This is a genomic window from Pseudomonas sp. HMSC067G02 (assembly GCF_001813485.1).
In the GTDB taxonomy this organism is placed as follows: domain Bacteria; phylum Pseudomonadota; class Gammaproteobacteria; order Pseudomonadales; family Pseudomonadaceae; genus Pseudomonas; species Pseudomonas aeruginosa.
The window spans coordinates 97,335-110,485 of record NZ_KV812708.1 but is presented as its reverse complement, the minus strand read 5'-3'; the positions used below and the strand labels follow the sequence as shown (position 1 = coordinate 110,485).

The window sequence follows — 13,151 nt, the reverse complement described above, 5'->3', positions numbered from 1 at the left end:
GGCTCAGGCGTCCTGGGAGGGGGCGGCGCTCAGCCCCAGCTCGCCCAGCACACGGCTACGGGACTCGTCGTCGGCGAGTACGCTTTCGATGGCCTTGCGGAACGCCGGGGCGTTGCCCAGCGGGCCCTTGAGGGCCACCAGCGCATCGCGCAACTCCATCAGCTTCTTCAGCTCGGGCACCTGCTCGACGATGCTGGCCGGGTTGAAGTCCTTCATCGAGTTGATCTGCAGCCCCACCGCCAGCTCGTCGCTGCCGCCCTCCTCCTGGAGACGATTGGGTACGCTCAGCGTCAGCCCCAGCTCCTGCTTGGCCAGGACCTCGTCGAAGGTCATCTTGTCGATGCCGATCGGCTTGCGGTCCTCCACCTTGCGCTCATCCGCGCGCTGGGTGTAATCGCCGATCGCCAGTAGCTTCAACGGCAGTTCGATTTCTTCCTGGGCACCGCCAGTGGCGGGCTTGAAGGTGACGTTGATGCGTTCCTTTGGGGCTACCGAGCCTTCTTTGGCCATGGCTTTTTCTCCTTGAGAATTGAGGGCGCGAAGCCCTATTCGAGCACCACCTCGAGATCGAGGTGGCACAGCCTGCGATAAATGTCTTCCTTGCGTTCTCGCACGGCGTGGTTCTGCGGCAACAGCTCGCAGCAGCTATGCAGCAGGTGCAGTACATCCAGCGCCAGATCGGGCTCCCAGGCGTGCAATCCCGATTCGTGCAACTGATGGTCGAGGCTCTCCAGCTGGGTCTTGGCCAGCTCGTACTTCTTCGCCAGGAAGCACAGTCGCGCGAGGCTCAGTTGCCAGAAGAACCGGGCGCGCCCGCCGTGGGCGCGCTTCATGCCCTGCTTCAACACCTGTACCGCCGCCTTCAGGCCGTCCTTGCGCAACACCGGCTGGACCTCGTCCAGGGCGACGTCCCATTCGGCCTGCAGGGCCACGGTCTCGACCTTGCGCGGCGCACTGTCGTTCTGGAGATGGGGCATGACATGGGCGCTGATCCAGCCGCGGGTGGCCGCATCGGCGAATGCGCTGCCGTCGTGGAAACGCAGCTCCACCAGCCCCGGCAGACGCTGCAGGAGCAAGGCGAAATGCATTTCGACTTCCCGCATCGCCTGCTCGGCGTTGAGCCCTTGCAGGCACTCCCAGACCAGGCGCTGGCCGTCGAACCAGAACGGCGCCCGTGCCAGGCTCGCCTCCAGCTCCACCAGGAGATCGGCGTACAGGCCCTGGGCGAAACGCTCCTGGTAGCTTTTCAGCTTGTCCGCCGGCACTCCCCTTAGCGCAGTGACCTGTTCGGCATTGCGCTCGGGCATGGACTCGATGGGCAGCCAGAGCATCGTCCGGTTGAGGCGCAGCGCGCGCAGATCGGTGGCTTTCTGCTTCAGCCACCAGGCGCACAGGGGGCGTGCGGCCTCCTGCTGGGCGCGCATGGCCTTGTGGGCGTCGCGCTCGTTGTCGATGGGCGCACCCGGCGCCAGCAACTGGCTGGCCGCCTGCTTGACCTGGGCCACCACGGCGCCGACCACGCCAGGTTCGGGCTGGTTGTCGGCGGCGCGCTGGAGCATGCCCGAAAGGCGTCGGCTGATCGGCAGCAACAAGGGCGCGTCGTCGCCCAGTTGCGCGGTCAGCGCGGTATCGAGTTTTTCCAGGTGCTCGGCGAGACGCCGGAACAGGGGGAGTTGCTCCTTGATCGGTACGTTCTCGTTCAGCGCCTGCTCCAGCCGGGGCACCAGCCAGGCAATGGCCGCGGCGCGAGTGCGCGCCTTGAGCGGATGGATCTCGACCCAATGCCGGCTGCACAGACGTTCCAGCAATCCCAGTCCGGCCAGCAAACCGGGAAAGGATTCCCGTTGGTAGAGAGCCCAGGTCAACCAGGCTGCAACACGCAGGTCCTTGGATTGGGCACGAAGCAGCGCTTCGCTGTTTTCCAGGATTTTCAACCAGTCGGTCTGGCCGTTCTCATGGAGCGAGAGCGCCTTGCCCAGCTCATTTTCCAGCGCCTCGTATTCGCTGGAAAAACGCACATCCTCACCCGCAAAGACATCCTTTGAAATCGGCTGTTCCGCGAGTTCCAGATAATGCGAGGAGAGCTTGCTCGAATAGGTCATCCTAACCCTTCAATGCACACCATGTGCGCCAATGAATATCTTAACAATTCAACTAGTTGGCATAAAAACCGAACAAAAATCCCAATAGCCTGAAGAGCTCTTTGCCTTTTCCATGAAAACAACATAAAAACTGGCAAGCAACAGGACATTCCCTCTTTGGGAATTTTCCTATTCATTGATACGAATCAATGAAAGATTTTCAGCCAAACGTCAGGCGTCTGCGTCCATGCCCTTTACGGCTTGGCTCTAGCCATCATAACGACATTGATGGCCATTTGGAAAACCCTACCAAAACAGGTAGTTAACAATTTATAAAAAATAAGGCAGGCAGTATGGATTCCTCCGGAGAGCCTCGAAACATAGGCGTTCCAAGCGAACCAACAGCTGATTTAGAGCGTAACAGCGATTGTGCAAGAAGTTGCACAATGAAAACCAAGAAATATCCCCAATAACAATCCGCAACCCTTGAAAATACTGGCCTGGACACTACTGCGCAAAAAGTTGCACAACACTGCGCAACTTCTTGCTCAATTCACTTGTTATTTTTCTTTTCAGAATGAGACATGGATAACAATCAGCCATTGGATGAGATTGATTAAAAGAGCCATGAAAAGACTGGCACGGGAATTGTTAGGGAAATTAATCGAGATGGGCGGTCCCATGGCCACCGGCGAGGAAGTTGCGCCGTGACCGACTGCAGGCGGGACGCACCGCTGCGTTTACCCTGGACACGCCCGTACCGCACCGGCTGGGCGGAAATCGATAGCGACCCGAGCAGTCAGGAAAGCAGGATTCGATGACCGCCGCAGCGCCTATCGCCAAGCCCTCGATGACCAACTTATGCGGTAGGCCGCGTACGGCGACGACAGAGAATTGCGCACCGCTTACCCGCTCGACAGTGCTGTGCGCCTACTGGCGAGAAAGCTGCCCGACAGTAGTCGGGTCGGCTAGCGCGGCCAGTCGGTCGATGCCCTCCTGGGCATCGACCTCAACGGCCAGTAACTGACCCGCCACCAGCGCAGCGCCGGGTACCAACAGCAGCGCCAGGAAAGCGAGCTACGAATAATCAGGAAAAACGCGCATCCAGCCCGATGCATAAAAATTTCGCTCTACCCGAAATTCCCGCTCATGACAGAAATCACTGCCTCGCCAACCGCTGATCGAAGCTCCCCTCAATCCAGCATCCCCACATACCCCGGCACCTCCCCCACTCGCTTGATCCACGCGCGGATCGCCGGGTAGGCCGTCAGGTCGAAGCCGCCTTCATGGGCGACATGGGTGTAGGCGTAGAGGGTGATATCGGCGATGGAGAACTGTTCGCCGACCAGGAATGGCGTGCGCGACAGCTGTTTCTCCATGACGTCGAGGGCCTTGTAGCCGCCGGTCTTCTTCTCTTCGAACTCGGCGCGGCGGGCTTCCGGGAGGCCGAGGTAGAGCTTGATGAAGCGCGCCACGGCCACATAGGGCTCATGGCTGTATTGCTCGAAGAATTGCCATTGCAGCACCTGGGTGCGCAGGCGCGGTTCGCTGGGCAACAGGGCGCTGCCGTCGGCGAGGAAGTTGAGGATGGCGTTGGACTCCCACAGGCAACTGCCGTCCTCCAGCTCCAGCACCGGTATCTTGCCGTTGGGGTTCTTCGCCAGGAACTCCGGGGTCTGGGTCTCGCCCTTGAGAATGTCCACCGGAACCCACTGGTAGTCGATGCCGAGCAGCGACATGGCCAGCTTGATCTTGTAGCAGTTGCCCGAACGGTAATCACCGTAGACCTTGTACATCGTGTCGCTCCTCGGATCGGATGGCCGGCGCCCTCGGAGGAGCGCCGATGAGGGTTCAGGCCGCTTCGGCGGCCTGGGCGTCGCGGACGACCTTGGCCAGGCGCCGCAGGCCTTCGTGCAGGCGCTCCGGGGCGACGTGGCTGAAGTTCAGCCGCAGACGCCCGAGGTTCTGCTCCGGCTCGGCGAAGAAAGGTTCGCCGGGCATGAATGCGACATCGGCGGCCAGCGCCGGCTGGAGCAGGGTGCGGGTATCCAGCGGCTGCCTGAGGGTCAGCCAGAAGAACAGCCCGCCCTCCGGGATATTCCATTCGGCCAGCTCGCCGAAGTGCTCCAGCAGCGCCTCCTGCATGGCGTCGCGGCGGACCCGGTAGAACTCGCGCAGTTCGGCCAGGTGCTGGCGGTAGGCCTCGCTGCCGAACCATTGCAGCGCCTGCCACTGCCCTACCCGGTTGGTATGCAGGTCGGCCGACTGTTTCAGCCGCAGCAGGTGCGGGAACAGGTCCGGGGTGGCGATCAGGAAACCGACGCGCAGGCCCGGCAGCAGGGTCTTCGACACCGTGCCGGTATAGATCCAGCTGGACTTGCGCAGGCGGCTGACCAGCGGGGTTGCGCGGCCCTCGTCGAACACCAGTTCGCGATAGGGTTCGTCTTCGATCAGGGTCACGCCGAATTCGTCTAGCAGCGCCGCCACCGCGTCGCGGCGTTCCTCGCTGTAGCGCACGCCGGACGGATTCTGGAAAGTCGGGATCAGGTAGGCGAAGGCCGGCTTGTGTCGCTCCAGGCGCTGCCGCAGGGCAACCAGGTCGGGGCCCTCGGCACCCAGCGGCACGGTCACGCAATCGGCGCCGAACAATTGGAAGGCCTGTAGCGCGGCGAGGTAGGTCGGCGCCTCGAGCAGCACCTCGGTGCCCGGATCGATGAACAGCTTGCTGGCCAGGTCGAGGGTCTGCTGCGAACCGCTGACGATCAGCACCTGGCTCGCCTCGCAGGGGACGCCGAGGGCGCGCGCTTCGGCGGCGATGGCTTCGCGCAGGGCAGGCTCGCCTTCGCTCATGCCGTACTGGCCCATGGAGGCCGGCATCTGCTCCCACTGCACCTTCGGCAGCATCGGCTCGGCCGGCAGCCCGCCGGCGAACGACATCACCTCCGGACGCTGCGCCGCGGCAAGGATTTCGCGGATCAAGGAGCTTTTCAGGCGGGAGATGCGTTCAGAGAAGGCCATGGGATCACCGGTAGCGTAGGCGGGGAAAAATGAGTCAAACTGCTTGACCGAAACTACGATGCCGCGCCCGGAAGCGTCAATATGCCTGACCTGAAAAACCACGCCGTCCAGCAGCAGGCCATGATGGAAGCCTTCTTCTTCGCGTACCAGGCCTTCACCACCAAGCCTGACGAGATGCTCGCCCGCCGCGGCCTGGGTCGCGTGCACCACCGCGTGCTGTTCTTCATCGCCCGCTATCCGGGCCTCAGCGTGAAGGAACTGCTGGCCCTGCTCGGCGTGACCAAGCAGGCGCTGAACATCCCGCTGCGCCAGTTGCTGGAGATGAACCTGATCGGCAGCGCCACCGCCGACGACGACAAGCGCAAACGCCTCCTCGGCCTCACCGCCGAGGGCGTGCGGTTGGAAAAGGCGCTGCGTCGCGAGCAGTCGCGGCTGCTCCAACGCTGCTTCGAGGAAGCCGGCGGCGAAGCGGTCTCCGGCTGGCTGGCGGTCAATCGCACCCTGGCTCGGGCGCATGCAGGCAGCCGCGGCGAAGCGGCGACGGAGGCCGCCGACTGACGCCCCATGGGCCTGGCGCCTGGACGCTCCGGCTGCCCGCTAGCCCCGCTCCAGCTCCCGCGCCGCGCGCCAGCAGGCCAGCGCCATGGCCAGGGTGGCGGCCAGCAGCGGCAGTACCGCCAGCACCAGCAACAGCACCGAAGCCAGCATCGCGCCGCCGGCGATGTCCAGCCAGGCCATGATCCGCAGCGACGGATAGAGGTTTTCCTGCTTGAGCAGACGCAGGCCCAGCCAGAGGGTGGTAGCGCCGATCAGCGCAAGCAGCGCGAAGTACACCAGCGCCTGCCAGTTCCAGCCCTGCAGCGCATCGTCGGTAACCGCCAGCAGGCTCCAGCCCTCGCCCAGCAGGGTCAGGAGAATCGACAACCATACCGGCCAGGCCAGCGAGGGGCCGCGAAAGCGCGACTCGACCAGGTGCTTGAGCCGCAGCAGCAGGTAGGCGCCGAGCAGGCTGAGGAGCAGGCCCAGCCAGTCGGCGTAGACCCCGAACGCGGCGCCATCGCCGAATGCCTCCAGCAGGCTGAGCACCATCAGCACCACGCCGCCGGCTATCGAGGCCAGGCAGAGCCAGGCGAGGATGCGCAGTTGCGCGGACGTCCAGCGCCGGCGGAAAGCATCCGGTATGCCCTGCTCGACCAATTCGACACGCGGCGTGGCGTAGGGGTTTGCATCCATGGCGAAGCTCCTCGGCAAATGCCGGGAAGTTACCAGCTCCGCCAGCTTCCGGCAGCTGCGACTGTATGGCCAACTATGTCCGCGGCTGTACCGGGACAGCCCCTGGCCGGCTGTTTAGGCTGCGCAAAACAGAAAAAGATGATCGGCACTCCGCGCCTCGCGCAACCTGCCCCGTGGCTCCGCCTACCGCCGTGCCCGGTCGTCCCGCACACTCCATGGAAGTACCCGGCATGACCGAAACCACCCAGCCCCAGCCTCGTCTGCGTCCGTTCGCCGACTCCTCTCCCGCCGCCGTGGTGGCCGGCTTCGTCGCCATGCTCACCGGCTACACCAGCTCGCTGGTACTGATGTTCCAGGCCGGGCAGAACGCCGGTCTCAGCAGCGCGCAGATTTCCTCGTGGATCTGGGCCCTGTCGATCGGCATGGGCCTGGCGACCATCGGCCTGACCCTGCGCTACCGGGTGCCGATCGTGATCGCCTGGTCCACCCCCGGCGCGGCGCTGCTGATCAGCAGCCTGCCCGGAGTGCCGTACAGCGAGGCGATCGGCGCCTTCATCGTCTGCGCCCTCCTGATCACCCTGTGCGGCGTCACCGGCAGCTTCGAACGCCTGATGCGCCAGGTTCCCTCCTCGCTGGCCTCGGCGCTGCTGGCCGGGGTGCTGTTCCGCATCGGCATCGAGATCTGCAACGCCGCCGAGCAACAGACCCTGCTGGTGCTGGCGATGTTCTTCAGCTATCTGCTGTGCAAACGCTTCTCGCCGCGCTATGCGGTGTTCGCTGCGCTACTGGTGGGGGTGCTGCTGGCCGGGATACTGGGCCAGCTGGACTTCAGCAGGTTCCGCCTGGAACTGGCGGTACCGGAGTGGACCACGCCGAGCTTCTCCCTGGCCGCCACCATCAGCATCGGCATCCCGTTGTTCATCGTCGCCATGGCGTCGCAGAACATGCCCGGCATCGCCGTGCTGCGCGCCGACGGCTACCAGGTGCCGGCCTCGCCGCTGATCTCGAGCACCGGCATCGCCTCGATCCTGCTGGCGCCGTTCGGCTCCCACGGGATCAACCTGGCGGCGATCAGCGCGGCGATCTGCACCGGTCCCTCGGCCCACGAGGACCCGCACAAGCGCTATACCGCGGCGCTCTGGTGCGGCTTCTTCAACTGCGTCGCGGGAACCTTCGGCGCCACCCTGGCAGCGTTGTTCGCGGCGTTCCCCAAGGCACTGGTGCTGTCCATCGCCGCCATCGCCCTGCTCGGCTCGATCATGAACGGCCTGGCCAACTCGATGGCCGACGAGCGCCAGCGCGAGGCCGCGCTGGTGACCTTCATGGTCACCGCCTCCGGCTTCACCCTGCTGTCCATCGGCTCGGCGTTCTGGGGCCTGGTGGCCGGCCTGCTGACTCAGTTCGTGCTCAACTGGCGGCGCGGCTGACCGACCTCAGTCCGGCGCCGTCACGGGCGCCGGCGCGGCCTGGTGGCCACGGCTGACCCACCAGCCGAAGGCCGCCGCGGTGAAGAACATCAACACCCCGTAGATCGCCGGCGGAATCGCCATGGTGCTGTTGTTCAGCAGGCTCGGACTCAGCGCCAGGGCGATCGCCAGGGTGCCGTTGTGGATGCCGATCTCCATGCCGATGGCCACCGCCTGGGCCTTCGGCAGGCGCAGCAGGCGCGGTACCCAATAGCCCACCGCCAGGCTCAGCAGGTTGAAGGCCAGCGCGGCCAGCCCGACCACCGGCGCGTAGGTGACGAAGGTCTGCCAGTCCTTGGCCAGCGCCAGCAGGATGATCACCAGCAACAGCAGCGCGGAAAGGATCTTCACCGGCTTCTGCAGCCGATCCGCCACGGCCGGCAGGCGGTTGCGCACCAGCATGCCGATGGCCACCGGGCCGAGGACGATGACGAACACCTGCATGACCTTGCCGAACTGCAGGGGAATCGCCTGCCCGTCGCCCATGAAGTATTGCAGCGACAGATTGACGATCAGCGGCATGGTGAGGATGGCGATCACCGAGTTCACCGCGGTCAGGGTGATGTTCAGTGCCACGTCGCCATGCGCCAGGTGGCTGTAGAGGTTGGCGGTGGTGCCGCCGGGCGAGGCCGCCAGCAACATCATGCCGACCGCCAGGGCCGCCTCGAGGGCGAAGCCCTGGACGATCAGGAAACAGGCCATGGGCAGCAGGACGATCTGGCACACCAGGCCGACCAGCACCGGCTTCGGGTAGCGCACCACGCGGAGGAAGTCGGCCGGGGTCAGGGACAGTCCGAGACCGAGCATGATGATGCCCAGGGCGATGGGGAGGAACAGGGTCAGGATGGGATCGGCGGTCATTATTGTTATTGCTCCGATGCGATGGAGACGGGCTCAGGCCCCGGATTCTCGACCCAGGTTAGTCCCCCGGCAGTGGCCTGGCGCGCCAAACCGCGCGCCGACCTGTAACAGAATGCGAATGCCCCGCGCCGGGGCATCCCGATTGTATCGCCGCCCGCTCAGATCGCCGTCGCCCCGCCGTCCACTGGCAAGGCGATACCGGTGGTGAAGCCCGCGTGGTCGCTGCACAGGTAGAGCACCGCGGCGGCGATTTCCTCGACCCGTCCGACCCGACCCAGCGGATGCATCGCGGCGGCGAACTCGGCCTTGCGCGGATCGGCCTCGTAGGCGCGGCGGAACATGTCGGTGTCGATCACCGCCGGACACACGGCGTTGACGCGGATGCCCTTCTTCGCGTACTCGATCGCCGCCGATTTGGTCAGGCCGATCACCGCGTGCTTGGAAGCAGCGTAGATGCTCATCTTCGGCGCCGCGCCGAGCCCGGCGACCGAGGCGGTGTTGACGATCGCGCCGCCGCCCTGGGCCAGCATCAGCGGGATCTGGTGCTTCATGCACAACCAGACGCCCTTCACGTTGACAGCCATGATGGCGTCGAACTCGGCTTCGTTGCCGTCGGCCAGCTTGCCCTGCTCGATCTCGATGCCGGCGTTGTTGAAGGCGTAGTCGAGACGGCCGTAGGCCGCCGCGCAACCCTCGACCAGCGCCTTGACCTCGGCGTCGCGGGTGACGTCGCAGCGAATGAAGAGGGCTTCGCCACCTGCCTGGCGGATCGCTTCGACCGTGCCCTCGCCGCCGGCGCTGTCCAGGTCGGCGACCACCACCTTGACCCCGGCGGCGGCGAAGGCCAGCGCGGTAGCGCGGCCGATGCCCGCCGCACCGCCAGTGACCAGTGCGACCTGGCCGGAAAGAAGTTTGCTCATCTGCTGCTCCTCGGAAAATCGCCTTCCGCCAACCGCGACGGAACCGGGCCGCGCCAGTCTAGCCAGGGCCGGCGCAAGGCATAGCACTATCAGGGGACTGGAGGATGGGCCATCCAGCCCGCTGATAAGACTGATGGCGGCGAATCATCGGCATAGATGACCGGTCATTTCCGCACTCGCCTTCGCTTGCCGCCGGCGCCGGTGCCGGCTATCCCTAGGGACCTGTTTCCCGACATTCGAGTGCCCTGCCATGACCTCCCAGATCAATCGGCAATACCAGTTGGCCCAGCGTCCCAGCGGGCTGCCCGGCCGCGACACCTTCAGTTTCGTCGAGACCCCGCTCGGCGAGCCGGCCGAGGGCCAGATCCTGGTGAAGAACGAGTACCTGTCGCTGGACCCGGCGATGCGCGGCTGGATGAACGACGCCCGCTCCTACATCCCGCCGGTGGGGATCGGCGAGGTGATGCGCGCGCTCGGCGTCGGCAAGGTGCTGGTTTCGAAGCACCCCGGCTTCCAGGCCGGCGACTACGTCAACGGCGCCCTCGGCGTGCAGGACTATTTCGTCGGCGAGCCCAAGGGTTTCTACAAGGTCGACCCGTCCCGCGCGCCGCTGCCGCGCTATCTCTCGGCGCTGGGCATGACCGGCATGACCGCCTACTTCGCGTTGCTCGACGTCGGCCAGCCGAAGAGCGGCGAGACCGTGGTGATCTCCGGCGCCGCCGGTGCGGTGGGCAGCGTTGCCGGGCAGATCGCCAGGCTCAAGGGCTGCCGGGTGGTGGGCATCGCCGGCGGCGCCGAGAAATGTCGTTTCCTGGTCGAGGAGCTGGGCTTTGACGGCGCCATCGATTACAAGAACGAAGACCTCGCCGCCGGACTCAAGCGCGAATGCCCGAAGGGCATCGATGTGTTCTTCGACAACGTCGGCGGCGAAATCCTCGACACGGTGCTCACCCGTATCGCCTTCAAGGCACGCATCGTCCTCTGCGGGGCGATCAGCCAGTACAACAACAAGGAAGCGGTGCGCGGCCCGGCCAACTACCTGTCGCTGCTGGTCAATCGGGCGCGCATGGAAGGCATGGTGGTGATGGACTATGCCCAGCGCTTCCCAGAAGGCCTGAAGGAGATGGCCACCTGGCTGGCGGAAGGCAAGCTGCAATCGCGCGAGGACATCGTCGAAGGCCTGGAGACCTTCCCCGAGACCCTGCTCAAGCTGTTCAGCGGGGAAAACTTCGGCAAGTTGGTGTTGAAGGTCTGAGGTCCGCCGCCGGCGCGAAGAAGCGGCGGATAGCGCCTTGCGCTATCCGCCCTGCGCCTCGCCTCGAAGAGCGTGTGCACTGAAGAAATAATGATTCCCGGCAATCCTGCCGCCTGTCCTTCGGGCTAAGCTGCGGCATCCGCGCCTGCAAGGAAACAGCCGCATGCCACTCGCCCGCTGGGTACCCGGACTCGATAGCCTGCTCCACTACCGCCGCGCCTGGTTCCGTCCGGATGTCCAGGCCGGGCTGTCGGTGGCGGCGATCCAGATCCCCACTGCCATCGCCTACGCCCAGATCGCCGGCTTCCCGCCCCAGGTAGGCCTCTATGCGTGCATCCTGCCGATGCTGATCTACGCCCTGATCGGCAGCTCGCGACAGTTGATGGTCGGCCCCGACGCGGCGACCGCGGCGATGGTCGCCGCCGCCATCACCCCGCTGGCGGCGGGCGACCCGCAGCGCCTGGTGGACCTGTCGATGATCGTCGCGATCATGGTCGGGCTGTTCTCCATCGTCGCCGGCCTGGCCCGCGCCGGATTCATCGCCAGCTTCCTCTCGCGACCGATCCTGGTCGGCTACCTCAACGGCATCGGCCTGAGCCTGCTGGTCGGGCAACTGGGCAAGCTGTTCGGCTACGAGGCGGCGACCAGCGGCTTCGTCGCCGGCATCCTCGCGCTGCTGGAGAACCTGCTGCACATCCATTGGCCGACGCTGATCCTCGGCAGCCTCTCGCTCTTGCTGATGGTGCTGCTGCCGCGGCGCTTCCCGCAGTTGCCCGGGGCGCTCTGCGGCGTCCTCCTGGCCAGTCTCGCCGCGGCGCTGCTGGGCCTGGATCGCTACGGCGTGGAACTGCTTGGCGAGGTACCGGCCGGGCTGCCGCAACTGAGCTGGCCGCAGACCAGCCTGGAGGAACTGAAAAGCCTGCTGCGCGACGCCACCGGTATCACCGTGGTCAGCTTCTGCAGCGCCATGCTCACCGCGCGCAGCTTCGCCGCCCGTCACGGCTACAGCATCAACGCCAACCACGAATTCGTCGCCCTCGGCCTGGCCAACATCGGCGCCGGGGTCTCCCAGGGCTTCGCCATCAGCGGCGCCGACTCCCGCACCGCGGTGAACGACATGGTCGGCGGCAAGACCCAACTGGTCGGCGTGGTCGCCGCGCTGGTGATCGCCGCCACCCTGTTGCTGCTGAACAAGCCCCTGGGCTGGGTGCCGATGCCGGCGCTCGGCGCGGTCCTGTTGCTGGCCGGCTGGGGCCTGATCGACGTGCAGGCGCTGAAGGGCTTCTGGAAGCTCAGCCGCTTCGAGTTCAGCCTCTGCCTGCTGACCACCGTCGGCGTGCTCAGCGTCGGCGTGCTGCCGGGAATCTTCGTCGCCGTCAGCATCGCCGTGCTGCGCCTGCTCTACTACACCTATCGCCCGAGCGACGCGGTGCTCGGCTGGATGCACGGCATCGACGGCCAGGTCGAGCTGGCCAAGTACCCGCAGGCCACCACTCTTCCCGGCCTGGTGATCTACCGCTTCGACGCCCCCCTGCTGTTCTTCAACGCCGACTACTTCAAGCAGCGGGTGCTTGCCGTGGTGGACGGCAGCGAGCGGCCGAATGCGGTGCTGCTCAACGCCGAAGCCATGACCAACCTCGACATCAGCGGCCTGGCCACCCTCCACGAGGTGCAACAGATCCTCAAGGCCCAGGGCGTGCACCTGTCGCTGGCGCGGGTGACCGGGCAGACGCTGGACCTGCTGCAACGCTCGAGCATGCTCGGCGAGATCAAGCCGCCGCTGGTGTTCAGCTCGGTGCGCTCGGGGGTCAGTGCTTATCGCTACTGGCTGCGCCAGCAGGAAAGACTCGCCGCCCAGGCCGCGGCTACAAGCGGAAATGCCTGACCATGCCCTGTAGTTCGCGCCCCAGCGCCGCCAGTTGTTCGCTGGACGAAGCCGTCGACTGCATGGCCTGGGCCGACTGATCGGCCACCTCGCGGATCGCCGTGACGCTGCGGTTGATCTCCTCGGCGACCGCGCTCTGCTGCTCGGAAGCCGCGGCGATCTGCTGGTTCATCTGCTGGATCAGCGCCACCGCCGTGGCGATGTTGCCCAGCGCCGCCTCGGTCTGCAGCGCGTCGTCGACGCTCTGGTCCACCAACTGGTGGCTGCGCTGCATACGCTGCACCGCCTGCTGCGTGCCATTCTGCAAGGCACCGATCAGGGTCTCGATCTCGGCCGTGGACTGTTGGGTGCGCCGCGCCAGCGCCCGCACCTCGTCGGCGACCACGGCGAAGCCTCGACCCTGGTCGCCGGCCCGCGCCGCCTCGATGGCGG

General features: G+C 65.6%; 12 protein-coding genes. 4 read left to right on the top strand and 8 right to left on the bottom strand.

The window, feature by feature from the left end; translation table 11 throughout:
• Positions 1-3 precede the first annotated feature (3 nt).
• From tssB to HMPREF2914_RS23435, 4 genes are all read right to left on the bottom strand, one after another.
• Positions 4-510, bottom strand: coding sequence for a type VI secretion system contractile sheath small subunit (gene tssB, locus HMPREF2914_RS23450; protein WP_003114607.1), 507 nt, complete (start codon positions 508-510; stop codon positions 4-6).
• A gap of 35 nt (positions 511-545) precedes the next feature.
• On the bottom strand, positions 546-2,102 hold the full coding sequence (gene tssA / locus HMPREF2914_RS23445; RefSeq protein ID WP_003097814.1) for a type VI secretion system protein TssA: 1,557 nt from the start codon (positions 2,100-2,102) through the stop codon (positions 546-548).
• Positions 2,103-3,274: 1,172 nt separating this feature from the next.
• A complete protein-coding gene (locus tag HMPREF2914_RS23440) occupies positions 3,275-3,877 on the bottom strand; it encodes a glutathione S-transferase family protein (RefSeq protein WP_023091986.1) in 603 nt (200 codons plus the stop codon).
• Between the two features lie 55 nt (positions 3,878-3,932).
• Positions 3,933-5,099, bottom strand: coding sequence for an aminotransferase-like domain-containing protein (locus tag HMPREF2914_RS23435; RefSeq protein ID WP_003097818.1), 1,167 nt, complete (start codon positions 5,097-5,099; stop codon positions 3,933-3,935).
• Between the two features lie 81 nt (positions 5,100-5,180).
• Here HMPREF2914_RS23435 and HMPREF2914_RS23430 point away from each other — a divergent pair, with 81 nt between their 5' ends.
• A complete protein-coding gene (locus HMPREF2914_RS23430) occupies positions 5,181-5,657 on the top strand; it encodes a MarR family winged helix-turn-helix transcriptional regulator (protein WP_003097819.1) in 477 nt (158 codons plus the stop codon).
• Positions 5,658-5,696: 39 nt separating this feature from the next.
• Here the strand turns inward: HMPREF2914_RS23430 and HMPREF2914_RS23425 are convergent, their stop codons facing one another.
• Entirely contained in the window at positions 5,697-6,332 is a 636-nt protein-coding gene (locus HMPREF2914_RS23425; protein WP_023091987.1) for a hypothetical protein, read from the bottom strand.
• A 230-nt stretch (positions 6,333-6,562) separates the two neighbouring features.
• Here HMPREF2914_RS23425 and HMPREF2914_RS23420 point away from each other — a divergent pair, with 230 nt between their 5' ends.
• A complete protein-coding gene (locus tag HMPREF2914_RS23420; protein ID WP_003087572.1) occupies positions 6,563-7,759 on the top strand; it encodes a benzoate/H(+) symporter BenE family transporter in 1,197 nt (398 codons plus the stop codon).
• A gap of 6 nt (positions 7,760-7,765) precedes the next feature.
• Here the strand turns inward: HMPREF2914_RS23420 and HMPREF2914_RS23415 are convergent, their stop codons facing one another.
• Both HMPREF2914_RS23415 and HMPREF2914_RS23410 read right to left on the bottom strand, forming a co-directional pair.
• Entirely contained in the window at positions 7,766-8,659 is an 894-nt protein-coding gene (locus HMPREF2914_RS23415; protein ID WP_003087569.1) for a bile acid:sodium symporter family protein, read from the bottom strand.
• Between the two features lie 158 nt (positions 8,660-8,817).
• On the bottom strand, positions 8,818-9,579 hold the full coding sequence (locus HMPREF2914_RS23410; protein WP_003120415.1) for an SDR family oxidoreductase: 762 nt from the start codon (positions 9,577-9,579) through the stop codon (positions 8,818-8,820).
• A 250-nt stretch (positions 9,580-9,829) separates the two neighbouring features.
• Here HMPREF2914_RS23410 and HMPREF2914_RS23405 point away from each other — a divergent pair, with 250 nt between their 5' ends.
• Both HMPREF2914_RS23405 and HMPREF2914_RS23400 read left to right on the top strand, forming a co-directional pair.
• A complete protein-coding gene (locus tag HMPREF2914_RS23405) occupies positions 9,830-10,834 on the top strand; it encodes an NADP-dependent oxidoreductase (RefSeq protein ID WP_003110637.1) in 1,005 nt (334 codons plus the stop codon).
• A 163-nt stretch (positions 10,835-10,997) separates the two neighbouring features.
• Positions 10,998-12,719, top strand: a complete 1,722-nt coding sequence (locus HMPREF2914_RS23400) for a SulP family inorganic anion transporter (protein ID WP_003087559.1) — start codon at positions 10,998-11,000, stop codon at positions 12,717-12,719.
• Here the strand turns inward: HMPREF2914_RS23400 and HMPREF2914_RS23395 are convergent.
• On the bottom strand, positions 12,700-13,151 hold a 452-nt coding region (locus tag HMPREF2914_RS23395), incomplete at its 5' end, for a methyl-accepting chemotaxis protein (protein ID WP_256562294.1). The genes HMPREF2914_RS23400 and HMPREF2914_RS23395 overlap by 20 nt on opposite strands.